This window comes from Xanthomonas sp. NCPPB 2250, assembly GCF_056725265.1.
The window spans coordinates 74,735-99,291 of the sequence record NZ_CM161520.1 but is presented as its reverse complement, the minus strand read 5'-3'; the positions used below and the strand labels follow the sequence as shown (position 1 = coordinate 99,291).

The following is a 24,557-nucleotide window of genomic DNA, read 5'->3' as shown; positions in this document are numbered from 1 at the left end:
GGTGTCGTCCTCAGAACACGAAATCGAAGGAGGCCGACAGCAGGTTGTAGCTGCCGCCAGGACGGAAACCCGGCTGGATGTTGCCGAGGCTGCCGTACGAGCCGGCGTTGTTGACGATGTGGCTGGCCTGGAACTTGAAGGCCACGTTCTCGTACACGTCCCAGCGCAGCGAGGCGGTGTAGCTGTGGCGGCCGTTCTCGGCGAGCGCGACGGCGCGGGTCATCAGCCCCAGCGGATCGGCGCCCGGCGCGATCACCGGTGCCTTCTTGTCGACGTTGGCGTAGGTCAGCGACGGGGTCAGCGCGCCGAAGCGCGCACCGGCGCTCACGTAGCCGGCGGTGGTCTTGCCGTTGAGCGAAGGCGAGTAGTCGGCGCGGATGACTTCGGCGCGCGCGAACCACGGGCCCGGATCGTAGCTGTAGCCGGCGCTGGCGAAGCTGCCGGCGACGCCGACGGTGTCCAGGCGTTCGGCCAGGGCCGGGTTGATCCGGCGGTACAGACCGAACAGGCGGTCCAGATCGTCGGTGCGGTAGTCGGCATTGCCCTTGATGTAGGCCACGCGGTAGGTGGAGGCGCCCTGGTCCAGCACCAGCGACAGGCCACGCATCGCGTGCACTTCGGCCTTCTTGGAATCGATGCGGCCGTAGAAGCCCTGCACGCTGAGCACGCTCTGGCCGACATTGCGCGTGTACACGCCTTCCACGCCGTCCATCGCCATCAGGTAGTTGTAGACCTCGTAGGGCGGACGCACCCACGGCGTGGCGTAGCCGACGCGCTGGTACTCCGACAGCATGTACAGCGGCGCGGTGATGCGGCCGACACGCACGGAGAAATCCGGGGCGAACTGGTATTTGACGTGGGCCAGGGTGACCTTCGGCGCATACGAAGCGCGCTCGGCGTACTCGCTGGTGACCTGCAGCACGCCGCTGAACTTGTCGGTAAAGGTGGCGTTGACCTGCCCAGCGATGCGCGAGTCCGGACGCGGCGAGGTCCGCTGGCTGGCACCGGCGCCTTCGGTGGTCTGCAGGTCGGGCGCGAAGTCGGCGTGGTCCTCGGTGGAATGCACCAGCCCCAGGGTGCCGAAGCCGCTGAAGGACAGCTCCGGACCGTCCTGGGCCTGGACATTGCCGGCAGAGGCGAGTGCCAGCGCACCGCTCAACAGTAAAACCTTGAATTTCATTGAATTTCCCCAGATGCATGGCGGGTTGGCGATGGCCGACGATCCGACCGCATCCCTATCCCCGTGGATGCGGCCCGTGACGGCAGTGAGCCGATAACGGCGTTCGCGGCGCGTTCTTGAGCGCTGTCATGGTTTTTACGACGAACGGTTCGCAGAACCCGGGCCGCGGTGTGTCCTGACGGCCGGCCAGCGGTGGCAGCCGCCACCCTGCCGTTGGACAGATGTCGGCCGTCGCGGCAGCCCGCTAGACTCGCCGCCACGACCCGCCAAGGACCTGCGCCCATGACCCAGTGGTACTTTCTGACCGGCAGCGAACAGACCCGCTCCGGCCCGTTCGACGATGCCGATGCAGTCACCTTCGCCCGCAACAACCCCACGGCGCTGGCCTGGAGCCAGGGCCAGAACGGCTGGCTGCCGGTGGCGCAGATTCCCGCCCTGCAGGGCGGCGCGACGTTCCTGCCGCCGGGCCTGCCGCCGCCGCCGGCCGCAGGCGGCCGCGCCGACGAGATCGACTTCCGCATCGTCGGCCACGAAATGCAGTTCGTGGAGATCGAGCTGGACCCGGGCGAGAGCGCGGTGGCCGAGGCCGGCGCGCTGATGTTCAAGGACGCGACGGTGCAGATGGACACCGTGTTCGGCGACGGTTCCGGCGGCAACCAGGGCGGCCTGATGGGCAAGCTGCTGTCGGCCGGCAAGCGCCTGGTCACCGGCGAGAGCCTGTTCACCACGGTGTTCACCCACCAGGGCCAGGGCAAGGCCAAGGTCGCCTTCGCCGCGCCCTACCCCGGCACGGTGCTGGCGATGAAGCTGGACCAGCACGGCGGCCGCCTGATCTGCCAGAAGGACAGCTTCCTGGCCGGCGCGCGCGGCGTGTCGCTGGGCATCCATTTCCAGCGCAAGATCATGACCGGCCTGTTCGGCGGCGAAGGTTTCATCATGCAGAAGCTCGAGGGCGACGGCTGGGTGTTCGTGCACGCCGGCGGCTGCGTGATCGAGCGCGAACTGGCCGCTGGCGAGCGCCTGGACGTGGACACCGGCTGCGTGGTCGCCTTCCACGCCTCGGTGGACATGGACGTGCGCCCGGTCAGCGGCATCAAGAGCATGTTCTTCGGCGGCGAAGGCATGTTCCTGGCCACCCTCACCGGCCCCGGCAAGGTGTGGCTGCAGTCGCTGCCGTTCTCGCGCCTGGCCGGACGCATGTTCGCCGCCGCGCCGCAGGGCGGCGGGCAGAACCGCGGCGAAGGCTCGGTGCTGGGCGGCTTCGGCCGGATCCTCGACGGCGACAACAACTTCTAAGACGGCATGCTTAGCCCCTCTCCCCCCGGGAGAGGGGTTGGGGTGAGGGTACGGCGCGCAGCGTCTCGCAGAATGCGTAGTACAAGCCTCCACACCCTCACTCAATCACCCGCGCAGACCACACCATGACCTCCAGTCGTGGGCGGTGCAGGAGGATGCGGCTATCCTCGCGCCGGCTCCTTCCTTCTTCTTCCTTCGCGACGCATCCATGACCGTGTTCCGCTCCCCGCGCCTGCTGCTGTCCCTGTCCCTGTTCGGCCTGCTTGCCGCCTGCGGCGGCGAACCCAAGCCGGCACCGCCGGCCCCGGTGGTGAGCGGACCCGCACCGGCGCCCACGCCGGCGGCCCAGCCGCTGCGCATCGGCATCGCCCTGGGCGGCGGTGCGGCCAAGGGCTTCGCCCACATCGGCGTGATCAAGATGCTGCAGGCCAATGGCCTGGAGCCGACGGTGGTGTCCGGCACCAGCGCCGGCAGCGTGGTCGGCGCGCTCTACGCCAGCGGCATGGACGCGTTCCAGATGCAGCAGGCGGCGGTGGCGCTGGACGAGAGCAGCATCCGCGACATGCGCCTGTTCTCCGGCGGCCTGGTGCAGGGCCAGGCGCTGCAGGACTACGTCAACGCCCAGCTCAAGGGCAAGCCGATCGAGAAGCTGGCCAAGCCGTTCGCCGCGGTCGCCACCCGGCTGGAAGACGGCGAGCGCACCGTGTTCGTGCGCGGCAATGCCGGCCAGGCGGTGCGCGCGTCCAGCAGCATCCCCGGCGTGTTCGAACCGGTGACCATCGGCAAGTTCCATTACGTGGACGGCGGCGTGGTCAGCCCGGTGCCGGTGGACGCGGCGCGCCAGCTCGGCGCCGACTTCGTCGTCGCCGTGGATATCTCCAGCAAGGCCAGCGGCAAGAACCCGGGCAGCATGCTCGGCACCGTCAACCAGTCGATCGCGATCATGGGCCAGCGCCTGGGCCAGCAGGAACTGGGCCGCGCCGACATCGTGATCCGGCCCAAGGTCAACGACATCGGCGCGGCCGACTTCGCCCAGCGCAACGCCGCGATCCTGGAAGGCGAAAAGGCCGCGCTGGCAGCGATGCCGCAGATCAAGGCCAAGCTGGCGCAACTGCAGCAGCAGCGCGCGGCCGCCGCAGCCGCGGCGGCAAAAGCCGCGCAACCGGCGCCGCCGCCGTGCGAGCCGCAGTCGCGACTGGGCCGCCTGCTGCGCCGCGACGATCCCTGCAAGAAGGACTGAAGCTTGCTCCCCTCTCCCCCCGGGAGAGGGGTCGGGGGTGAGGGTCCGACCGCCAGCACCGCTCGCGGCGCACGCAGCCCCGCCCGCACCACACCGCCGCTCAGCACCGCCACCGCAGGCGGAAACTATCAGCGCAACACGCTCCGCCTACCGCCCCCCTCTCCCACCGGGAGAGGGGCCGGGGGTGAGGGTCCGACCGCTAGCGCAGTCTCCCTGCACAAGCGGCCACGCCATTACTGCGCCGCAGCTCAGTACCGCCAGCGCAAGGTAAAGCTGAAGAAGCGCGGTTCGCCGTAGTTCTGGTAATCCAGATTGGCCCAGTACTTCTTGTTCAATGCATTGGTCACCGCCAGCGTCGCGGTCCACTGCGTGCTGAGCTGGTAGTTGGCATTGAAGTGCGCCAGCGCGTACGGATCCTGCACCACGGTGACCGGGCGCGTGGCGGCGCTGCCGTCGCCGAGCGGGCGCTGGATGTTGTAGCCGCGCACCGCGCTCTGCCAGCTCACGCCGCCGCCCAGGCTCAGGCGCTGCCAGGCGCCCGGCAAGCGCACCTGGGTGGACAGCTGCAGGTAGTCCTCCGGCAGGTTCGCGTAGATCGCGTCGGTGGGCGCGCGGGTGACCTTGGCGTGGGTGTAGCCGGCATTGAGCGTCCAGCCCGGGCGCAGTTCGCCGTTGTATTCCAGTTCCCAGCCGCGGCTCTTGGTGCCGTCGACGCCGATGTAGGCCGAGCTGCCGTCGGGCAGCGAGGCTTCCGGCTGGGTCATGTCGCGCACCGCGTAGTTGTCCTGCTTGGCCTCGAACACCGCCGCACTGAGCAGCGCGCGGCCGTCGGCCAACTGCGCCTTGATGCCCGCCTCCAGGTTGGAGCCCTGCACCGGCGCCAGCAGGTTGTTGTCCTTGTCCTTGTAGTTCTGCGGATTGAAGATCTCGGTGTAGCTGGCGTAGGTGGAAATGGCCGGGGTGATGTCGTAGACCAGGCCGACGTAGGGCGTGACCTCGTCGCTGACCCGGTAGCGACCGCTGGTGCCGGTGTAGCTGCCGTCGGCGGCGAAGGCCTGGGTGCGGGTCTGCCAGGAACTCAGGCGTGCGCCGGCGATCAGCGACAGCGGTTCGGCCAGGCGCAGCCGGGTGGAGGCGTACACGCCGCGCTGGGTGGTGCGCGCTTCGCGCCGCGCGCCGGTGCGCGAGGTGGTGATCTGGCCCACGTCGCCGTGCCAGTCGTAGACGTTGGGGATGTAGTAGCAGCGTTCGCGGCCGCAGGTGGTCCAGTCGCCCGGATAGCGCAGCGCCAGGGTCGGCGTGTTCGACTGCAGGTCCTGCCAGCTGCCGCCGAAGACCAGGTCGTGGTCGCGGCCGAACAGCGGGAAGCTGCCGGACAGGTACACGTCCAGGCCGTCGCGGGTGTCGGTGGTCTGTCCGGCGGCGGCGCGCAGGTAGATGCCGCTGCCGTCGCGCCTGGGATAGCCGCTGCCGTAGACGCGCAGGTTTTCGACCTCGCCCTCGGTGCGCGCCAGGTTGACCTTCAGCAGCCAGTTGTCGCCGAAGCGCTGTTCCAGGTTGGCGAAGGTGGTGCGGGTGTTGCGCTGCCAGCGCGCCCACTTCGGCGCCAGGTTGGTGGAGGTCGGCAGGTCGGCGAAGCTGCCGTCGGCGAAGAAGTACGGCACCGTGCCCCAGGTCGAGCCGACCGGATCGTTGTCCTGGCGCTGGTAGCCGACGGTGACCGTGGTGCTGTCGGTCAGGTCGCCTTCCAGCACCGCCATGCCCGACATCTTCTGCTCGGTGTAGTGGTCGTAGTAGTAGCCGCGGTCCTGCCAGGCGGCGACGAAGCGGCTGCGGAAGCGGCCGTCGGCGGTCAGCGGCGCGGTGACGTCGGCCTGGGTGCGGCGGAAGTCCCAGGTGCCCAGGGAGGCCGCGAACGACGCATCGAAGCTCTTGCCGGGGCGCTTGCGCAGCAGGTTGACCGTGGCCGAGGGAATGCCGGCGCCGCTGAGCAGGCCGTTGGCGCCGCGGATCACCTCGACGCGGTCGTAGAAGACCATGTCGTATTCCTGGTTGGTGGAACCGCTGTAGGTGGGCAGGCCGTCGACCTGGAAGTCGGTGATCTGGAAACCGCGCGCGAAGTACAGCGGGCGCTGGGTGTCGTAGAAGGACACGTTGACGCCGGTGACGTTGCGCATGACGTCGTTGACGCTGAACAGCGATTCCTCTTCCAGCCGCTGCTGCCCCAGCACGCTCACCGACTGCGGCGTCTCCTGCAGCGTCAGCGGCAGGCGGGTGGTGGTGGACGGCTGCGCACGGCTCGGGCTGCCGCTGACCTCGACCTTGTCCAGCGTGGTCGGCTGCACGTCGGCCGCGGCCTCGGCCTCGGCGGCGAACAACGGTGCCGAGGCGGCGGAGAGCGCGGACAGCACGGCGAGGGACAGCAGGCGGCGTGGAGCGGAGGGAAGCATGGATCGATCTCGCGGGGTGGGGCGCGGCGACGACACGATCGCGCCGCGGTGGAGGAAAGGGACAGGCGCAGCCACGCTCCACGGCGGGAACCGACGTGGCTGGCCCGGCAGGGCTGGCGGAGGGGCTGTGGCCGTGGATGGCCGTCGCAGAACGCAAATGTAAATCGTTAGCAACAACTTAACAAGGGCGGCCATGCGCCGACACGCAGTGGCACGCGCCGCTGCCGGGCCGCTAGCCGCGCGGCAGCGGCAGGCCGGCGAAGTCCTTGACCGTGCGCAGCACGAAGCTGGAATTGACGTCGGCGACGCCGGCGGCGTTGAGCAACTTGTCCAGCAGGAACGCGGAGAAGTGCGCCAGATCGCGGACGTAGACGTGCAGCAGGTAGTCCATGTCGCCGGTCAGCGCATGGCAGGCGACCACCTCGTCCCAGCCCTGCACGCTGTCGGCGAAATGGGCGATGCCGCTCTGGCCGTGCTTCTCCAGCTGCACGCGCACGAAGGCCTGCAGGCCCAGGCCGATCGCCGCCGGCACCAGCCGCGCGGCGTAGCCGGCGACCACGCCCTCCGCCTCCAGCCGCTGCACCCGGCGCAGGCAGGCCGAGGGCGACAGGTTCACCTGCGCCGCCAGCTCGGCATTGCTGGCGCGGCCCTGCCGCTGCAACAGGGCGAGCAGGCGCAGGTCGGTGCGGTCGAAGGTCGGCGATCCGGTCATTTATTGCTCTGCAACATGGCGTCTGCGCAACAATCTTGCGCCTAGCGCGCCGATCCGTGCAACTTCGCAAGCCCATTGCGCGCCCGCGCGCCTACCATCGTGGCATTCCTTTCCGGAGCGTCGACCATGGACACCGCACCGCGCCGCGTCGAACACCAGCAGACCGACAAGGGCTACGTGCCGGTCTACACCACGGCCGTGGTGACCCAGCCGTGGGACAGCTACAGCGCCGACGACCACGCCACCTGGGGCACGCTGTACACGCGCCAGCGCGAGCTGCTGGTCGGCCGCGCCTGCGCCGAGTTCCTGCAGGCGCAGGACGCGATGGGCATGAGTTCGCAGGCGATCCCGCGCTTCGACGAGCTCAATGCGGTGCTGCAGGCGACCACCGGCTGGACCCTGGTCGGCGTGGAAGGATTGCTGCCGGAGCTGGACTTCTTCGACCACCTGGCCAACCGCCGCTTCCCGGTGACCTGGTGGATCCGCCGTCCCGAGCAGATCGACTACATCGCCGAGCCGGACCTGTTCCACGACCTGTTCGGCCACGTGCCGCTGCTGATGAACCCGCTGTTCGCCGACTACATGCAGGCCTACGGCCGCGGCGGCGTCAAGGCGCACGCGATCGGTCCGGACGCGCTGCAGAACCTGACCCGGCTGTACTGGTACACGGTGGAGTTCGGCCTGATCGACACCCCCGACGGCCTGCGCATCTACGGCGCCGGCATCGTCTCGTCGAAGGGCGAATCGCTGTACTCGCTGGAGTCGGACGCGCCCAACCGCATCGGCTTCGACCTGCAGCGGATCATGCGCACCCGCTACCGCATCGACACCTACCAGAAGACCTACTTCGTCATCGACAGCTTCGAACAGCTGATGCAGGCGACCTCGCCGGATTTCACCCCGATCTATGCGGCACTGGCCGACCAGGCGCATCTGCCGGCCGGCCAGGTGCAGGCGCAGGACCGCGTGTTCCATGCCGGCAGCGGCGAAGGCTGGGCGGACGGCGGCGACGTGTGAGGTGGGGCGATGTCCGTCTCCGCCGAGCTTGACGGAGACGGACATGGCGCAGGGTCAATCGGTACCGTACTTCGGGTTGTAGGGTCCGTACAGCAGACCGCCAGGGTGGCCGGCGGAGAGCAGACGCTGGCTGGCCACGTTACCCATCTGATGCCCTTGGTCGGTGACCTGGTTGACGACCTGATTGATCGCAGCCGTCACCAACATCCCGACCAGGCCGCCACCAGCGTTGTTCTGATTTTCGCCGCTCGACGCCTGTGCCTGGCCCTGCCACAGCACCGTGCCGGTGCGAAGATCCACCAGCTTGGCGTTGGCCGAGACGACGACCACGCTGTTGATGATCTGATACACGGCACCGTACTTTTCCACGGTGATGTACAAGGCAGCGTCGGCTCCGAAGATCTCGCGCAGCTTCTCCGGCGCGATCGCCTGCGCCTCGTCGGCCACCGTGATGCCGTTCTGCTTGAAGGTCTCGTAGACCGGCGCCACCGGCATCACGTAGTAGCCGGCTTCGGCCAACGGCAGCGTGGTCACCGACAGCACGCTCAGGCTGGCGTTGACATCCGGGGCATGGCTGACCGGCGGCAGGACCAGGATCGACCGGGGCTTGCTGGCCTTGTACGCGCTGTAATCGCGGGACATCGGCTGCGTCGCGCAAGCGCTCAGCAGCAGGCCAAGCACAGCCACGCAGGCCATTCTTGCGACGTTCTTCATTGCGCGCTCCTCGCGGTGCTGGCGTTCTTCAGCAACAGATCGATGTACGTGGTGGATTCGGGGTACTGCGTCTTCTCGGCGAGGAGTTGCTGCTGGGCCTTGGCATCGTTGCCGGTTTCGGCATAGAGCATCCCCAGATGCGCCTGCAGTCCAGGCGGCGGCCTGCGGTTGGCGGCCTGCATCACCTGCAGGTCCTTTTCCAGCGCCTGGATCTGTTGCTCCGGGCTATCGCCCTTGAAATGGCTGTAGACCTGATCCTGGTAGCTGCCCCACTGGTAGAGCGATGCGCTCTGGTGGGCACAGCCGACCAGCGCGAGCATGGCGCACGCGCCAAGCCAGAACCGCTTGCGGACGTTGATGGTGTTCATGTGCGAGGGTCCGTTGCGGGTCACTTGACCGGCTTCCATGCGCCGGAGTCGACCGCGGCGGTGAGATTGTTGACAGCCTCGCGGATCGCCAGATCCAGGACTTTGCCGTTGAGCGTGGAGTCGTAGCTGGAGGTCCCGCCAAAACCGACGACCTCGCGGTTGGACAACGTGTACTCGCCGCCACCCTGGACCGAATACACCACTTCGGACGTCGCACTATCGACCACGTTCAGGCTGACCTTCGCATAGGCCTGCTGCTGCTTGCCGCGTCCGAGGATGCCGAACAGCTGCGTATCGCCGGTCTCCTTGCGGCCGAACTCGGTCACGTCGCCGGTGAGGACGTAATCGGCGCCCTTGAGTTGCTGTGCCTGCCCCTTGATCTGCGCTTCCTGCTTGATCTCGCCCATGTTGTCGCGATCCAGCACGCGGAAGCGATTGGTCTGTTGCAAGTGGGTGATCAGGATGGTCTTGGCCTGGCTACCCAGACGATCTGCGCCATCGGAAAACAGGCCACGCATGAAGGACGAGCGGTTGTCGAACTTGCCCACCGCGATCGGTGCGCGTGCGCCGGCGTAAGGCACGCTGGCCGCCGCAACGGTCTGCGGTTTGACGCTCTGATGGGTTTCGGTCGCGCAGGCCGCCAGGCCCAACGCAAGCGTCAACCCCATGGTCCCCTTGATCACACTGTTCTTCATCGATTGCCCCTTGTTGATACAGCTACGAAAAAACCATTCGCCGGCGGCCCTATCCTTGCCCAGCGTCGCTGCATGCGACAGGCATGCACGACCGCACGCGTACGACGCGAGCCGGGCCATCGGCGAGAACAGGAAACAGGCACAGCGGAAGATCGATGTCGCTCCATGACCATCCTGCGCAGGGCAGGGAAAGAAAAATCCATGTCGTCCCGCGACGCAGCGGGACCCAGCTAGGTGATGGGTATCGGCGGCGCTAGGTGGAACTTTAGAAATTTTTTGCGGGCCCGTCGCAATGCAGGCGTGCACGGGCCGTGTTGTCTCGGTCGCCGAACCTGGATGCTGCGCCATCGCGCTGCGGCACACTGCACCGCGCCAGAGATCGGCCAGTACACAGCGGAGAATAGGCAATGCGCCGATCCCGGGCCATCGACGGCGACCCTACGCTGCGCAGCGAGCGAGATCGGTGCGCCACGACGCGGCCACCCCGGATTCCCGGATGCTCCCGCCCAACGCATGTTGGCGGTCCTGTGCGTCGGGAGAACCCAAATGCTCATTTATGTCGGCCTGGACGGCGATCAGGCGGATCAGCGCGGCGCCAAGCTGAAAGCCTTGCAATCCCACTTCGGCGAAACCCAATCGCATGCGCTGACACTGCTCGACGCGGCCTCGCTATCGCCCAGCAACAAGACGCGCGGCAAGCGCCTGGTGATCAATTCGCACGGCAACGTCAACGTCTTCGCCGGGCTTGCACCGGAGGCATTCCTGCAGCAACTGCTGGCCAAGGGGCTGGGCAAGGAGTCGTTCGAGGAGATCGTGCTGATGGCCTGCCAGGTCGGCGCGCAGAGCCAGACCAACTCCATCGCCAACAACTTCGCTAAGGACCTGAAGCGCTTGCTGGTCGGCCACGGCATCCTTGCCAAGCTGTACGCGCCGCGCGGCACGCTGACCTACCTCGTGCATACCGAGCAGAAGCTGGGCCAGACGTTCTACGTGGTGGACAGCATGCATATTGCCTGCCCGGAGCGGAACTATCCGCTGGCGGAAGGGCTGCTGCTGGTGCAGTAAGTTCGCATGCCAACGCCCCGCAGATGCGGGGCGTTTGGCGAACACGCTACCGGACACACCCGCCTGGGCGTGCGCGACCTCAGGCCGCGGCGGCGTCGGCCTTGCCCAGCACGCCGGCGACGAAGGCGCGCAGGTCGGCGTCCTTGGCGTTGTCGAAGAAGCACTGCTGGAAGCGCGGGCCACCCACGGCCTGCTTGACCAGTTCCGGGTCCAGCGCGCGCAGGCCGTCCAGGTAGGACTTGGCCAGGGCCTGCTTGACCTGGGTCAGGATGCCGGCGTTGGCCTGCTGCGATTCGCGGCGCTCGGCCGGGTAGCCCATGCCGCGCTCGCCGCTGAAGGCCTTCTCGAAGATGTAGCGTACGTTGATCTCCGCGCCCCAGCCATAGCCCTTGGCGAAGGCCAGCGCCAGCGCGTTGCCGTTGTTGACCTGGGCGAACAGGTAGGCGTCGGTCGGCTCGATGCAGTAGCCGCAGAACACGCCCGGGTGCGCGTTGAGCGACATCATCGCGCCCTGGCCGGTGCCGCAGCCGGCGACCACGAAGTCCACCGCACCGGCGTTGAGCAGCAGGCCGGCGCAGATGCCCAGGTGGATGTAGGTCAGGCGGTGGTCGGCATCGCCGTCCATGCCGACGTTGAACACGCTGTGGCCCTGCGCGGCGGCGACGTCGTTGAGCTGCTGCAGGATCACCGGGTTCTTGGCGGCCTGGCTGAACTCGTTCATTAGGGCGATTTTCATGGGGGGTCCTTTGGTGAATTTGCTGAAGTGAGAAAACTGGGTTGGCTGGCTGACGTACCCTCATCCGCCCTGACGGGCACCTTCCCCCAAAAAGGGGGCCGAGGTCCCGGAGGGAGAAGGAAGGGCGGTTAGCGGGCGAGCCAGCCGCCGTCGACCGGGATCACGGTGCCGTTGACGTAGTCCGAGGCGCTGCTGGCCAGGAACACTGCGGTGCCGCCCAGGTCTTCCGGCACGCCCCAGCGGCCGGCCGGGATGCGGTCCAGGATCGCCTGGTTGCGCGCGGCGTCGGCGCGCAGCTGCGCGGTGTTGTCGGTGGCCATGTAGCCGGGGGCGATGGCGTTGATGTTGACGCCCTTGGCGCCCCATTCGTTGGCCAGCAGGCGGGTGATGCCGGCGATGCCGGACTTGCTGGCGGTGTACGAGGGCACGCGGATGCCGCCCTGGAACGACAGCATCGAGGCGATGTTGATGATCTTGCCGCTGCCCTGGGCGATGAAGTGGCGGCCGGCGGCCTGGCACATGAAGAACGCGGACTTGATGTTGACGTTCATGACGTCGTCCCAGTCCTGCTCGCTGAAGTCCACCGCATCGGCGCGGCGGATCAGCCCGGCGTTGTTGACCAGGATGTCGAGGCGGCCGAGGCCGGCCAAGGTCTCGTCGAGGATGCGCTGCACCGGCTCGATGCTGATCAGGTTGGCCTCGATGGCGACGAAGCGGCGGCCCAGCGCGGTGACCTTGGCCTCGGTCTCGGTGGGCGCGGCGATGCCGGCGGCGGCGATGTCGGCGCCGGCCTGCGCCAGCGCCACGGCGATGCCTTGGCCGAGGCCGGTGTTGGCGCCGGTGACCAGGGCGACCTTGCCTTCGAGACTGAACGGGTGGGTCATTGCGTGGACTCCTTGAGGGAATGCGGACGACGGGAATGGGAGCGGCGCGCGGGAACGGCGGCCTACTTGAGCTGGCAGATGTCCAGCACGTGCATGTCGGTGTAGTCGAGGTTCTCGCCGCCCATCGCCCAGATGAAGGCGTAGTTGGCGGTGCCGGCGCCCATGTGGATCGACCACGGCGGCGACACCACGGCCTCGTTGTTCTGCACCACGATGTGGCGCTGCGCGTCCGGCTCGCCCATGAAGTGGTAGACGCGGTCGTTGGCGCCGAGGTCGAAGTAGAAATAGACCTCGCTGCGGCGGTCGTGCAGATGCGGCGGCATGGTGTTCCAGACGCTGCCCGGCTTGAGCACGGTCAGGCCCAGCAGCAGCTGCGAGGACTGGCAGGTGGCCGGCACGATGTACTGGTAGATGGTGCGTTCGTTGCTGGTCTCCAGCGCGCCGCGGTCCAGCGCCACCGCCTCGGCGATCGACAGCCGCTTGGTGGCGAAGCGCGCGTGCGCCGGGGTCGAGGCCAGGTAGAACTGCGCGGGCGTGGCCGCGTCGTCGGAGGCGAACACCACCTCGGCGCTGCCCATCGCCACGTACAGGCCGTCCTTCGGGCCCAGCGGATACGCGGTGCCGTCGACGGTGACGGTACCGCTGCCGGCGCCGACATTGATCACGCCCAGCTCGCGCCGCTCCAGGAACGGGTGGCCGGCGGCCGAGGCCGGTTCGGTCTGCGCCGGCAGCGTCAGCGCCCGCGTGCGCGGGGCGGCGCCGCCGAGCACGAAGCGCTCGTAGTGGGTGTACTTCAGGGTCACCGCGTCGTCGACGAACAGGCCATTGAGCAGGTACAGGTCGCGCAACTGGTCGTTGCTGGCGCCCTTGATCGCGTCGGGATGGGTCGCGTAGTGGGTCTTGCAGTACAGGGACATGGGGCGCTCCAGTGCAGGCGACGGCATGTGGCATGCCCGCCACGGAGGACAGTCTAGCGGGTCTGGTAAACCGGTGTCATTCCGCAGTGCACGAAGGGCCGGGATTGGGGATTCGGGATTGGGGATGGAAGGCACTGCGCCGCGCGTGCGGCGCAGCGGCTCAGCGCGGCAGGGGTTGGCCGACGTCGATGCGGTTGCCGTCGGGGTCGGCGAAGACGAAGCAGCGCAGGCCGAAGTCGGCATCGCGGATCGCCTTGATGATGCGCACGCCCTGCGCCTGCAGGCTGTCGTACAGGGCCGCGGCGTCGTCGACCATCAGGTGGGCGACGTTGCTGGTGCTGCCGCGGTGGTCGGGGCGCAGGGTCAGGTGCAGTTCGGCGTCGTCCTTCTTCAGGATCACGAAACCGACCGGGCTGCCGTTCTGGAACACGCTGCGGAAGCCCAAACAGTCGGTGTAGAAGGCGACGGCGCGGGCGACATCGGCGACGGGCACGGTCGGCGCCAGGCGGCCGAAACGGACCGCGACGGGGGCGGGGATGGGGGACGACATGGCGAAGGCTCCTCGCAGGAAGGCCGCGCGGGTCCGCCCGGGCGGTGCCGGAACGGAACGGGCCTTCGATGGGCGGAGCGGTGTCCGCACGGTCGGCGGCAGTGTAGACCGTTTGCGACGGGTCGGGAGGCGGGGATGGGACACGTGCCCTGGCCGACATGTGGGTATGACGCATGGATGGCGTTGAAGCGCGCACGCCCCGCGGTCAGCGGGCGCTTCACTGCTTGCTTGGGAACGGCTCCCGGTCTCCTGGGAATCGTTCGCCGCGGCAGTTCGGTTCTTGCGCGTCGCGGCTGAAGCCGCTCCCACAGGGGCTTGCGGCGAGCCCGCCGGGTGCACTGTGGGAGGGACTTCAGTCCCGACGACGGAGGGTGTCAGGCGGCTTTCAGCTTCGCTTGTCGCGGCCGCTTGACCGCTAACTCCAATGCGCCTGACACCCGTATCGCAGGTCGCTGACGCCGCTCCCGCAGCGACGGATCACGATCACGGATCATGCCCGTCTCCGCTAGCGCCTGGCAGGCCAACACCCCGCTCGCCACCACCACTCGCGCCAGCGTGTCGCGCGCGCGGCAACTCGCCGCGCCGCCGCGCTCAGTCTTCCGGCGGCTGGCAGGAGTCGCGCACGATCAGGTGCGGGCGCACGCTGGCCACCGCCAGCGACGGCGTGCCCTCGGGCTGGATCAGCATGGCCGCGGCGGTGCGGCCGGTGTCGCGGGTATGCCGGCGCACCGAGGTCAGCGAGGGCCACAGCCGCGAGGCCAGCGGGCTGTCGTCGTAGCCGATGATCGACAGCTGGCGTGGGATGTTGATGTTGGCGCGCAGGGCGACCTTGTACACGCCGGCGGCCATTTCGTCGTTGCCGGTGAAGATCGCGCTGGGGCGCTGCTTGCCCAGCAGCAGCTTTTCCGCCGCGGCCACGCCCGATTCGAAGGTGTAGCCGGCCTCGACGATGCGCGCCGGCGGTAGTTCGATGCCGCGCCGGGTCAGCGCGTCGATGAAGCCGGCGGTGCGCTCGTGCGCGGAGCGGTAGGCGCTGGGGCCGGTGATCAGGGCGATGTCGCGGTGGCCCAGCGACAGCAGGTAGTCGGCGGCCTCGGCGGCGCCGTCGCGGTCGTGGGTGACCACCATCTGCGAGGTGTCGTCCAGCGGCAGCGAGGCGATGCGGGTGTAGCGCACGCCGATGCCGGCGAGCATGTCCGCCAGCGCCTGGTCCTCGGAGGCGCGCGGCACCAGGATCACCCCGTGCAGCTTCTGCTGCTGCACGAAGCGGCGCACGCCCTCGATGTAGCCGGGACTGCGGCTGTCGCAGGGATGCACCACCAGCTCGAAGCTGGAGCCGCGCAGCGCGTCCAGCGCGCCGTACTGCATGTCCACGATGTACTGCGCGGTGGGGTTGTCGTAGACCATGCCGATCAGGAACGAGCGGCGGAACGCCAGCCCGCGCGCCAGCGGGTCCGGCGCGTAGCCGACCTCGCGCATCAGCGCCTCGACCTTCTCGCGGGTGTCTTTGCGCACCAGCGGCGAGTTGTTGATGATCCGCGACACGGTCTTCTTCGACACCCCGGACAGGCGCGCGATGTCGTTGATCGTCGCGGCCTTGCCGTGGGCGGAAGCGGGAGCATCGACGGAACGGGGCTTGTTCGGCGCCATGGACGGAAAACCGGGCGAAAGAAAGGGGATTCTACTGGGTGTCATGTTCGCTCCAGCGCACGGTCACGGAAGCGGTGTAGGCGCACCGCCCCGGCGACCGGCCGCGGCGCCGCCAAGGCCGGCAGCAGCGATCGGCGCGAACGGCCCGCGGTCATCCGCCTGGCGCGACCCGGCGCCGCCGGGCCGGCTCAGGCGCGCAGCGCGCGCGGCAGCCACAGCGACAGTTCCGGGAAGAACGCCACGATCAGCAGCACGCACAGCGCCGCCAGCCAGAACGGCCAGATGGTGCGCATGCTCTGGGCCACGGTGATCTGCCCGATCGAGGTGCCGATGAACAGCACCGAGCCCACCGGCGGGGTGATCAGGCCGATGCCGCCGGCCAGCACCATCACCAGGCCGAAGTGGATCGGATCGATGCCGTAGGCCTTGGCCACCGGCAGGAAGATCGGCGTGCAGATCAGGATCTTCGGCGCCAGGTCCATGAACATGCCCAGCAGCAGCAGCATCACCACGATCATCAGCAGCACGGTGTGCTGGCTGTGGGCGATGGACTGCAGGAAGTGCACCGCCGCCGCCGGCACCTGCAGGTAGGCCAGCAGCCAGCCGAACACCGCCGCGGTGGCGATCACGAACAGGATCACCCCGGTGGTGCGCGCGGCATGCGTCACCGCGGCGAAGAACTCGGCCCAGCGCAGCTGCCGGTACAGCAGCGCGGTGACCAGCAGCGCGTACACCACCGCGATCGCCGCGCTCTCCACCGCGGTGAAGATGCCGGCGCGGATGCCGACGAAGATCAACGCCACCAGGCCCAGGCCCGGCAGCGCCCCGACCAGGCGCAGCGCCACCGCGCGCCAGCCCGGGAACGCCTCGGTGCCGTAGCCGCGCGAGCGCGCCACCGCGTAGCCGGTGAGCATCATCGCCGCGGTCATCAGCAGCGCCGGGACGATGCCGGCGGCGAACAGGTCGGCGATCGACAGGCCGCCACCGGCCGCGGCCGAGAACAGGATCAGGTTGTGCGAGGGCGGCACCAGCAGCGCCACCAGCGCCGCGGTCATGCTGACGTTGACCGCGTAGTCGCGGTCGTAACCGCGGTTGATCATCTGCGGAATCATGGTGCCGCCGACCGCCGAGACGTCGGCGATGGCCGAGCCGGACACGCCGCCGAAGAACAGCGAGGACAGCACGCTGACCTGGCCCAGGCCGCCGCGCATGCGCCCGACCAGCGAGGACGCCAGCGCGATCAGGCGGTCGGAGATGCCGCCGCGCAGCATCAGTTCGCCGGCGAAGATGAACAACGGGATCGCGATCAGCGACGCCGAGCCGCTGCCGGCGGAGATCTGCTGCACCAGCACCACCGCCGGCAGGTCCAGATACAGCAGCGTGGCCAGTGCGGCCGTGCCCAGCGCATACGCCACCGGCACGCCGATCAGCAGCAGCACCACGAACAATCCCAACAGGATGGCGATGGCCATGCTCAGTTCCTCCCCACGATGGTGCCCGGGCGCAGCACCCGCCAGGCCTGGTACAGCGCGAACACGCTCATCAGCGCGCCGCCGATCGACAGCGGCAGGTAGTTGATGCTCTGCGGCATCTGCGCGCCGGCCATCTTGATGTCCAGCCCGTCCAGCAGCAGCACCGCGCCCCACCACGCGATCACCGCACCGATGGCGGCCACCAGCAGCGGGCGCACCAGGTCGATCAGGCGGCGCAGGCTGGCATGCAGCGTCTCGGCCAGCAGGAAGAAGCCGAAATGGCGGCGGGTGTGCACGCCGGCGGCGGCGCCCAGGCTCATCGCCGTGCTCAGCAGCAGCAGCGTCACCGGCTCGGTCCAGCTCGGCGAGTCGTTGAGCACGTAGCGGGTGAACACCTGCCAGCCCTGCACCACCACCAGCCCGAGCAGGGCGGCGGCGGCGGTGCCGATGGCGAGGTTGGCGATCCGGTCCAGCAGCCGCTGCAGCGGCGGCACCGGGAGGGCGGGGGCGTGGTCGGTCATCGGCATGGGCTCAGGCGAAATCGCGGATGCGGCGGTAGAGGGCTTCGATCTCCGGCTGCTGCCGGTACTCGGCCAGCAGCGGCGCGGCGGCCTTGCGGAAGGCCGGCATGTCCACCTCGTTGATGGCCACGCCGTAGTCGATCACCTGCTGCCGCGCCTGCGCCTCGGAGGCATCCCACAGCCGGCGCATCACCGTCACCGACTGCCGCGCCGTCTGCAGCACCAGCGCGCGCTCGTCCGGCGTCAGCGTCTCGAAGCTGCGCCGGGACATCACCAGCACGTCCGGCGCGTACGAGTGATCGCTCTGCGACCAGTAGTGCGCGGCCTCGAAGTGGCGGCTGGACTGGAAGCTGCGCATGTTGTTCTCGGCGCCGTCGATCATGTGCGTTTCCATCGCCGAGAAGGTCTCGCCCAGCGACATCGGCGTCGGGTTGGCGCCGAGCATGCGCATCAGCTTGAGGAAGATGTCCGAGTTCGCCACGCGCAGCTTGAGCCCGTGCAGGTCCTTGGGCTGCCGCAGCGGATGCTTGGTGTTGTAGAAGCAGCGCGCGCCGGAGTCGTAGATCGCCAGTCCGACCAGGTCGCGCTGTTCGAAGCTGCGCAGGATGCTGTCGCCGACGTGGCCGTCGATCGCGCGGCGCAGGTGCGCCACCGAGTCGAACACGTACGGCAGGCACAGCGCCTGGGTCAGCGGGAAGGCGTTGTTCAACGCACCGGAGTACACGCGGGTGATGTCGATGGCGCCGAAGCGGGCCATGTCGATCGCCTCCGCCTCGCGACCGAGCTGGCCGGAGTGGTACTCGCGCAGGCGCAGGCGGCCGCCGGTCTTCTGCTCCAGGATCTGCCCGAACCAGCGCACCGCCTCCACGGTGGGGTAGTCGGCCACGTGCACGTCGGTGGCGGTGAGCAGGCGCGTACCGCTACCGCCGGCCTGCGCCAGCGCGCCCAGCGGCACGCCGGCCGCGGCCGCCGCGGTCAGGCCCGCGCCCAGGAATCGTCTACGAGTGATCATGCTGCGCCCTCCCGCGCGTCATTGCCGTCGCAGCCTAGGCCGCGACCGCCCTGCAGTGAAGTTCGCCGTAGCCGTCGAAGCGGATCGTCGCCTGCTGGCCGATGGCGATGTCGTGGATGCCGGTGGCGTTGCCGGTGGCGATCAGCTCGCCGCGGCGCAGCGGCCGGCCGCGCCTGGCCGAGCGCGCCAGCGCGAACGCGAACGCCGCACGCAGGCCGCCCGGCAACAGCGTGGCGCCGCCGGTGCCCACGCACTGGCCCTCGATCCAGGTCTCGGCGCGCAGCGCGGTCTCGTCCAGCGCGGTCCAGTCCGGCACCTGCGGCCCCAGCAGCAGGCCGTTGTTGTTGCCGAAATCGGAGATGACCACGCGCGGCCCCAGCTGGTTGATCGTGGCCAGCGGGCTGCTCGCCACCTCGACGCCGACGAACAGCGTCGCCGGCACCTGCGCGGCCTGCTGTGGAGTCCAGGCCAACTGGTCGGCGGGCACGTCCGCGTCCAGGCGCAGCACGTACTCGGCCTCGACCGCGCCGAAGCCGCCGTCGAACACCGGGATGTCCGTTGTTCCACCGGTGGCATTCCACAGCGCAGCGGCGAAGATCGGGCCCAGCAGGCGCTCGTCCCCGGAGTGGTCGCGACGCTCGGGGGCGATGTAGCCGACCTTCCAGCCGACCACGCGGTCCGGCCATTGCGCGATCGCCAGGTCCTGCACGCGGTAGGCGGTCTCCAGATCGTCGGGGATGACACCGGGGAAATCGGGCAACGCGCGGCCCTGGCGACGGGCCTGGACGAAGCGGGCCGCGATGTCGGCCAACGCGGGCGGTGGCGTCTGCGACGGGCCGGAAGGAAGGCTCAAGGGCATCTCCGCAAGGAATGTGGGGGATCGGAATTGCTGCGCCGCGCATCGACAGCGCGTTGCGCCGTTGTATATGGTAAACCGGTGTCATTGGCAATGTGCGGTGCGGCAAAAGGCCGCCTTTGGGGCGGCCGGGATTCGGGATTGGGGATTCGGGATTGGTCAACGGCAAGGGCAAAAGCAAACACAACAGCAACGGCGGTGGGACGGCGCGTTGGTGGTGTCGCACCGTGTCGCAGACTGAGCGCTAGCCCATGCCACGACCGGCGAGGAACCAATGAAACTGCAGTCATTCCACGAACAGGCGTCCCACGCGGATGTTCAACACGCGACAAGCGGGCGGTCGCCAGCCGCTGGTGCCCGCCGTCCCGGTATGCGTGTCTGGACCGCATTGCTGGTCGTGGCCGGCGCACTGTGCTGTGCGCTTGCTCCCGGCGCGGCCGCGGCGGCCGACCGCCCGGCCAGCGAGAGCGCTGCCGAGCTGGCGGCGCGGCTGCCGCTGTGGTCCGGGCCGGCGCCGGGGTCGACGGCAGGCCCCGAGCAGCCGCGCCTGGTCGAGCGCAGCGACGACCCGGCCCTGCCCGATCGCGCGCTCAGCGGCCGTTACCAGCCCTACCTTGTGGTGTACCGGCCGAAGCATCCGAACGGCAGCGCGCTGCTGGTCGCACCCGGCGGCGGCTATGCGCGTGTAGTGCTGGACAAGGAAGGCACGGCGTTGGTGCCGATCTTCGCCGAACAGGCCGGCATCACCCTGTTCGTGCTGCGTTACCGGCTGCCCGATGCGGCCACCGACGGCGCCGTGGCGCGCGACCAGCCGCTGGCCGACGCGCAGCGCGCGCTGCGCCTGATCCGCGCGCACGCCGCCGATTACGGCGTTGACCCGCACCGCACCGGCGCGATCGGCTTCTCCGCCGGCGGCCACGTCGCCGCCAGCCTCGGCACCCGCTACGACGACCCGGTATACCCGGCGCGCGACGCGATCGACCGGGTCAGCGCGCGGCCGGATTTCCTGTTGCTGCTGTACCCGGTCATCGACATGGGCAGCGGCACCGCGGCGCACACCGGCTCGCGGCTGCGGCTGCTGGGCCGCCATCCGGACGCGGCGACCATGGCCGCCTACTCGCTGCAGAACCGGGTGCATGCCGGGATGCCGCCGACCTTCTTGGTGCACGCGCAGGACGATCCGGTGGTACCGGAGGAGAACAGCCTGCTGTTCTACCAGGCGCTGCGCCAGGCCGGGGTGCCGGCCGAGCTGCACCTGTTCGCGCACGGCGGCCATGGCTTCGGCACCCGCGGCATCACCGGCCTGCCGCTGGCGGCATGGCCGCAACTGGCACTGGGCTGGATGCGCAGCGTGCAGGACGATCCGCGCGCCCGCGCGCCGATCCCGCCACCGGCGGGCACGCCGTGAGCCCGTCCGTGAGCGACCTCTCCACCACGCGCCACCGCCCGCCTCGCCCGTCCCACGCACGCGGCCGGACCGCAGGCAATCGCAAACGCGGCCACGCCGCCACACCTCTCGCGTCCCCGATCGCCTAGCCAGGACACCGTCCACGCATGACCGCCCGCCCTCGCCTGCCCGCCCCGCTCCCCACCGCGCCCGACGCGGCCGCCCCCGACGACCATGGCCGCCGCCGCTTCCTGCGCGACGGCGCGCTCGGCGCGCTGGCCTTGAGCGGCGCGCTGCCCGGTCTGGCGCCGGCCTCGGTGCCGATGCGGGCGGCGCCGCTGGCGCGCACCCGCAGCGGCCGCATCCGTGGCGTGCGCGAGCAGGGCGTGTGCGTGTTCAAGGGCATTCCCTACGGCGCCGACACCGCGCCGCGACGCTTCCAGCCGGCGCTGCAGGAACGGCCCTGGCACGGCGTGCGCGACTGCAGCGCCTATGGTGCGTCGGCGCCGCAGCGCGGGTCCGAGCCGGTCAGCGAGGACTGCCTGTTCCTCAACGTCTGGACCCCGGGCCTGCGCGACGGTGCAAAGCGTCCGATCCTGTTCTACATCCACGGCGGCGCCTACAACAACGGCTCCGGCAGCGACCCGCTGTACGACGGCGTGCGCCTGTGCCAGCGCGGCGACGTGGTGGTGATCAGCGTCAATCATCGCCTCAACGCCTTCGGCTATCTGTACCTGGCGCCGTTCGGAGGTGAGGCCTATGCCACCTCCGGCAACGTCGGCCAACTCGACCTGGTGCAGGCGCTGCAGTGGGTGCGCGCGCACGCGGCCGAGTTCGGCGGCGATGCCGGCAACGTCACCGTGTTCGGCCAGTCCGGCGGCGGCGCCAAGATCGCCACGCTGATGGCGATGCCGGCCGCGCAGGGCCTGTTCCACCGCGCCTGGACCATGAGCGGGCAACAGGTCACCGCCGCCGGGCCGCGCGCCGCCAGCCAGCGTGCGCAGTTGCTGCTGCAGGCGTTGCAGTTGGAACCATCGCAATTGGACACGCTGCGCGCACTGCCGGTGCAGCGCGTGCTCGAGGCCACGCGCATCCGCGATCCATCGCGCGCGGAGGACACCGCGCTGTACCTGGGCCCGGTGCTGGATGCGCAGGTGCTGCACCGGCATCCGTTCTGGCCGGACGCGCCGCCGCAGTCGGCGCGCATCCCGATGGTGATCGGCAACACCCATGACGAGACCCGCGCCTTCCTCGGCCACGATCCGGCCAACTTCGCGCTGAGCTGGGACGCGCTGCCGGACAAGCTGGCGCAGGAGCAGTACGTGGACCTGTCGCCGCAGGTGGTGATCGCCGAATACCGCCGGCTGTATCCGCACTACACGCCGAGCGAGGTGTTCTTCGCCGCGACCACCGCCGGCCGCTCCTGGCGCGGCGCGGTGGAGGAAGCCGAGGCGCGTGCGCGGCAGGGCGCGCCGACCTGGGTGTACCAGCTCGACTGGGGCTCGCCGCTGGACGGCGGCAAGTTCGGCGCCTTCCACACCCTGGACATCCCGCTGGTGTTCGACAACATCCGCCAGCCCGGGTCGCGCACCGGCGACGGCGCCGACGCGCAGCGCATGGCCGATGCGATGAGCGCAGCGTTGCTGGCCTTCGCTCGCCATGGCGACCCCAACCACGCCGGCCTGCCGCGCTGGGCACCGTATTCGCTGGCCCAGCGCGAGACCCTGCTGTTCGACACCGATAGCCGCCTGGCGCACGACCCGCGCGGCGGCGAGCGCCGGCTCTATGCGCAGGTGCCGTTCGTGCAGCGCGGGACGTTGTGAGCCGGCGCGAGCTTGTGCTTCTCCTGCGCAAGCGCATGGGCGTGCACCGGCGTGCTCACAAGCTGGCGTAGAGGTAATAGAGCTTCGACGTCCGGGTATCGTAGGCCAGCATGCTGACCTCGTTCACTTCATGCCAGGACGGATCCGCAGGACTTGCCTCGCTCGATTCGATCCGCAGGAACGACAGCAAGAAACGCGGCGAATCCAGCTCCGCCTCTTGCGGAAGCCACGGGCATTGCGGCGAATCGTTGAATCCCACGGCCGTGCGCAGCGCCTGGGTTTGCAGTGCGTCATGCATTCCTCCGCGCCGCCAGTGTCGCCGGGCCGCCTCGCCGGCCCAGAACGCATCGGGAATCTTCGCCACATCGGCCACATAGAAGTACGACAGATCGCGCTGCATCGGCGCATCCGGCGGCTTGCATACGTGCTGCATGCGGCGTATCCGGGTGACCCCATCCAGCCCGGCCTGGCGCATCTGCTCGCGCATGTGATCGGTCTGGTCGAGACGGTCGAGGTAGCTGGAAACCGGATTGGGAGGCAGTAGCGTCAGCGCGACATACGCTTGCGCCAGCGCCGCCGTGACGATCGCGAGGATCAGCAGGACTGTGCGCAGCATGCAACGCCTCCATCGAACGGCATCGGGGAACGGGTCGGCGGCGACCATCGCCAGGCGCGCCCGGCCACTGCCGAGCATGTCACCACCCCGTGTCCTCGGCCAGCACCACGCGGTTGCCGACGGCGCGCGCGGAATCCAGCAATGCCTCGGCCCGTTGCATCAGCGTGGCCGGCGTGTCCTCGGGCGTGGCCAGCAGCGCACCGACGCTCACCGTCAACGGCGGTGCATCCGCCGCATCCTGCGCAATCGCCATCACCTCGACCATGTCGCGCAGCGCAGGCGCCACCTGGCGCAGGTGCGCGCCGCTGGCGTCGTACAGCACCAGCGCGAAGCGGTCGGCGCCGATGCGCATGGCCACGTCCAGCGGCCGCAGCAGGCACTGCATGGCCTCGGCCACCTCCAGCACCGCGCGGTCGGCGGCCCCGGCGCCGCTGCGCTGATTCAGCGCGGCGAAGCCGTCGAGTTCGACCAGGATCAGCGCCAGCCCGCGCTGCAGGCGCCCGCGCTCGGCCAGCGCCACCGCCAGGTGTTCGTCGAAGCGGCGGCGGTCGCCCAGGCCGGTGAGCGCGTCGCGCAAGGCCTCGTCGTCGCGCACCCGCCGCTGCAGGAAGCCTTCGCGGCGCGAGTGTTCGCGCAGGTAGCCGCCGACCGCACCGACCGGCACCGCGGTCCACAGCAGCCACTGCAGGCGCAGGTAGGCATCGTGCGCCGCTCCCTCCAGCAGCAGATGGCCGGCCACGCCGCTGATCGCGCACAGCAGCAGCGCCACCGCCACGCTCTGCCACAACGCCATGCCCAACGGGAAGAAGCCGGCCACGATCACCAGGGTCATCACCGCCGCCGCATAGCGCAGTTCCTGCGGCGGGTAGCCGATGCTCGACAGCACCAGCCCGGTGCCGCCGACCAGCAGCAGCAGCGCGGCACGGCCAGGGCCGTGCGTGTCGGCACGGTGGATCGCGGCCGCCACCCACAGCAGCGCCAGCAGGGTCGCCACGCGCACCGCCACCGCATAGCCGAGCAGGCCGCCGCCGCGCCAGCCGAAATGCATCGCGTCCCAGCCCAGCAGCAGCAGCGCGATCAACACGCCCAGCGAAGCCGCCACGCGCTGCGCGAAGCCCAGCGTGGCGGCGGTGTAGTGGCGATACGCCCGTTCCAGCGGAGGATCGAAACGCAGCGCGGCGAATCCCTTGCGCAATTGCGCCGCGTAGGCCTCGCCCGGCGGTGCGTCGTGTGGCTCCTGGTAACGCTCGTGCATGCAGTCCCCTGTCGACGGCAACGCGGCGCGAAGTGCGGATCAGGTCACATCAGATCGTGTCACCCGATTCGGTTTCGCGCGGACGCTGCGGTGCCCACGTCGAGACCATGAAAAAGCACCGGCGCGTGATTGTCCACTTTC

General features: G+C 69.4%; 23 protein-coding genes. 6 read left to right on the top strand and 17 right to left on the bottom strand.

Features of this window, described 5'->3' with window-relative positions; genetic code table 11:
• Positions 1-10: 10 nt before the first annotated feature.
• Positions 11-1,180, bottom strand: a complete 1,170-nt coding sequence (locus AC1PMG_RS00480; protein ID WP_481110259.1) for a hypothetical protein — start codon at positions 1,178-1,180, stop codon at positions 11-13.
• Positions 1,181-1,462: 282 nt separating this feature from the next.
• Between AC1PMG_RS00480 and AC1PMG_RS00475 the strand changes: the two genes are divergently transcribed.
• Positions 1,463-2,476: a TIGR00266 family protein gene (locus AC1PMG_RS00475; protein ID WP_481110258.1), complete on the top strand. Its 1,014-nt coding sequence runs from the start codon at positions 1,463-1,465 to the stop codon at positions 2,474-2,476.
• A 208-nt stretch (positions 2,477-2,684) separates the two neighbouring features.
• Positions 2,685-3,716, top strand: a complete 1,032-nt coding sequence (locus AC1PMG_RS00470; RefSeq protein ID WP_481110257.1) for a patatin-like phospholipase family protein — start codon at positions 2,685-2,687, stop codon at positions 3,714-3,716.
• A 248-nt stretch (positions 3,717-3,964) separates the two neighbouring features.
• Here AC1PMG_RS00470 and AC1PMG_RS00465 read toward each other — a convergent pair whose 3' ends face one another.
• Positions 3,965-6,166 (bottom strand): TonB-dependent siderophore receptor, encoded by a 2,202-nt coding sequence (locus tag AC1PMG_RS00465; protein ID WP_481110256.1) that lies wholly within the window; start codon positions 6,164-6,166, stop codon positions 3,965-3,967.
• A gap of 232 nt (positions 6,167-6,398) precedes the next feature.
• Positions 6,399-6,878 (bottom strand): Lrp/AsnC family transcriptional regulator, encoded by a 480-nt coding sequence (locus AC1PMG_RS00460; RefSeq protein ID WP_184502778.1) that lies wholly within the window; start codon positions 6,876-6,878, stop codon positions 6,399-6,401.
• A 126-nt stretch (positions 6,879-7,004) separates the two neighbouring features.
• Here AC1PMG_RS00460 and phhA point away from each other — a divergent pair, with 126 nt between their 5' ends.
• Positions 7,005-7,895 (top strand): phenylalanine 4-monooxygenase, encoded by an 891-nt coding sequence (gene phhA, locus AC1PMG_RS00455; RefSeq protein WP_267084917.1) that lies wholly within the window; start codon positions 7,005-7,007, stop codon positions 7,893-7,895.
• Between the two features lie 54 nt (positions 7,896-7,949).
• Here phhA and AC1PMG_RS00450 read toward each other — a convergent pair whose 3' ends face one another.
• Genes AC1PMG_RS00450 through AC1PMG_RS00440 form a run of 3 tightly spaced genes read right to left on the bottom strand, consistent with a single transcriptional unit; the run spans position 7,950 to position 9,792 of the window.
• On the bottom strand, positions 7,950-8,609 hold the full coding sequence (locus tag AC1PMG_RS00450) for a DUF799 domain-containing protein (protein WP_481110255.1): 660 nt from the start codon (positions 8,607-8,609) through the stop codon (positions 7,950-7,952).
• The gene (locus AC1PMG_RS00445; protein WP_481110254.1) at positions 8,606-8,977 is read right to left on the bottom strand and encodes a DUF4810 domain-containing protein; all 372 of its coding nucleotides are present in this window, start codon (positions 8,975-8,977) and stop codon (positions 8,606-8,608) included. Before AC1PMG_RS00445 ends, AC1PMG_RS00450 begins: the two co-directional genes overlap by 4 nt.
• Before the next feature lie 20 nt (positions 8,978-8,997).
• Positions 8,998-9,792 carry a CsgG/HfaB family protein gene (locus AC1PMG_RS00440; protein WP_342074789.1) on the bottom strand — a complete coding sequence of 265 codons (795 nt, stop codon included), beginning with the start codon at positions 9,790-9,792 and terminating at the stop codon, positions 8,998-9,000.
• 426 nt (positions 9,793-10,218) lie between these two features.
• Between AC1PMG_RS00440 and AC1PMG_RS00435 the strand changes: the two genes are divergently transcribed.
• Positions 10,219-10,737 carry a hypothetical protein gene (locus AC1PMG_RS00435; protein WP_481110253.1) on the top strand — a complete coding sequence of 173 codons (519 nt, stop codon included), beginning with the start codon at positions 10,219-10,221 and terminating at the stop codon, positions 10,735-10,737.
• Positions 10,738-10,816: 79 nt separating this feature from the next.
• Here the strand turns inward: AC1PMG_RS00435 and AC1PMG_RS00430 are convergent, their stop codons facing one another.
• The 9 genes from AC1PMG_RS00430 to AC1PMG_RS00390 form a co-directional block, all read right to left on the bottom strand.
• Positions 10,817-11,473, bottom strand: a complete 657-nt coding sequence (locus tag AC1PMG_RS00430) for an RpiB/LacA/LacB family sugar-phosphate isomerase (protein WP_026144165.1) — start codon at positions 11,471-11,473, stop codon at positions 10,817-10,819.
• Positions 11,474-11,601: 128 nt separating this feature from the next.
• Positions 11,602-12,357 (bottom strand): 2-dehydro-3-deoxy-D-gluconate 5-dehydrogenase KduD, encoded by a 756-nt coding sequence (gene kduD / locus AC1PMG_RS00425; RefSeq protein WP_010343054.1) that lies wholly within the window; start codon positions 12,355-12,357, stop codon positions 11,602-11,604.
• A 62-nt stretch (positions 12,358-12,419) separates the two neighbouring features.
• Positions 12,420-13,274, bottom strand: coding sequence for a 5-dehydro-4-deoxy-D-glucuronate isomerase (gene kduI, locus AC1PMG_RS00420; RefSeq protein ID WP_481110252.1), 855 nt, complete (start codon positions 13,272-13,274; stop codon positions 12,420-12,422).
• 160 nt (positions 13,275-13,434) lie between these two features.
• A complete protein-coding gene (locus tag AC1PMG_RS00415; protein ID WP_481110251.1) occupies positions 13,435-13,824 on the bottom strand; it encodes a VOC family protein in 390 nt (129 codons plus the stop codon).
• A gap of 591 nt (positions 13,825-14,415) precedes the next feature.
• Entirely contained in the window at positions 14,416-15,474 is a 1,059-nt protein-coding gene (locus AC1PMG_RS00410; protein WP_017907811.1) for a LacI family DNA-binding transcriptional regulator, read from the bottom strand.
• Between the two features lie 188 nt (positions 15,475-15,662).
• Positions 15,663-16,946 carry a TRAP transporter large permease gene (locus AC1PMG_RS00405; RefSeq protein ID WP_317844240.1) on the bottom strand — a complete coding sequence of 428 codons (1,284 nt, stop codon included), beginning with the start codon at positions 16,944-16,946 and terminating at the stop codon, positions 15,663-15,665.
• 2 nt (positions 16,947-16,948) lie between these two features.
• The gene (locus AC1PMG_RS00400) at positions 16,949-17,467 is read right to left on the bottom strand and encodes a TRAP transporter small permease (RefSeq protein WP_481110250.1); all 519 of its coding nucleotides are present in this window, start codon (positions 17,465-17,467) and stop codon (positions 16,949-16,951) included.
• Between the two features lie 10 nt (positions 17,468-17,477).
• Positions 17,478-18,479: a TRAP transporter substrate-binding protein gene (locus AC1PMG_RS00395; protein WP_481110249.1), complete on the bottom strand. Its 1,002-nt coding sequence runs from the start codon at positions 18,477-18,479 to the stop codon at positions 17,478-17,480.
• A 34-nt stretch (positions 18,480-18,513) separates the two neighbouring features.
• Positions 18,514-19,338, bottom strand: a complete 825-nt coding sequence (locus AC1PMG_RS00390; protein ID WP_481110248.1) for a 2-keto-4-pentenoate hydratase — start codon at positions 19,336-19,338, stop codon at positions 18,514-18,516.
• 367 nt (positions 19,339-19,705) lie between these two features.
• Here AC1PMG_RS00390 and AC1PMG_RS00385 point away from each other — a divergent pair, with 367 nt between their 5' ends.
• Together AC1PMG_RS00385 and AC1PMG_RS00380 are read left to right on the top strand one after the other, a co-directional pair.
• Complete coding sequence (locus AC1PMG_RS00385; protein ID WP_481110247.1) at positions 19,706-20,743, top strand: alpha/beta hydrolase; 1,038 nt, start codon at positions 19,706-19,708, stop codon at positions 20,741-20,743.
• 146 nt (positions 20,744-20,889) lie between these two features.
• Entirely contained in the window at positions 20,890-22,545 is a 1,656-nt protein-coding gene (locus tag AC1PMG_RS00380) for a carboxylesterase/lipase family protein (protein WP_481110246.1), read from the top strand.
• Between the two features lie 55 nt (positions 22,546-22,600).
• On the opposite strand, the gene AC1PMG_RS00375 is transcribed toward AC1PMG_RS00380, so the two are convergent.
• Both AC1PMG_RS00375 and AC1PMG_RS00370 read right to left on the bottom strand, forming a co-directional pair.
• Positions 22,601-23,161, bottom strand: a complete 561-nt coding sequence (locus AC1PMG_RS00375; protein WP_481110245.1) for a hypothetical protein — start codon at positions 23,159-23,161, stop codon at positions 22,601-22,603.
• Positions 23,162-23,240: 79 nt separating this feature from the next.
• The gene (locus AC1PMG_RS00370; protein ID WP_481110244.1) at positions 23,241-24,416 is read right to left on the bottom strand and encodes a GGDEF domain-containing protein; all 1,176 of its coding nucleotides are present in this window, start codon (positions 24,414-24,416) and stop codon (positions 23,241-23,243) included.
• Between the last annotated feature and the right edge of the window lie 141 nt (positions 24,417-24,557).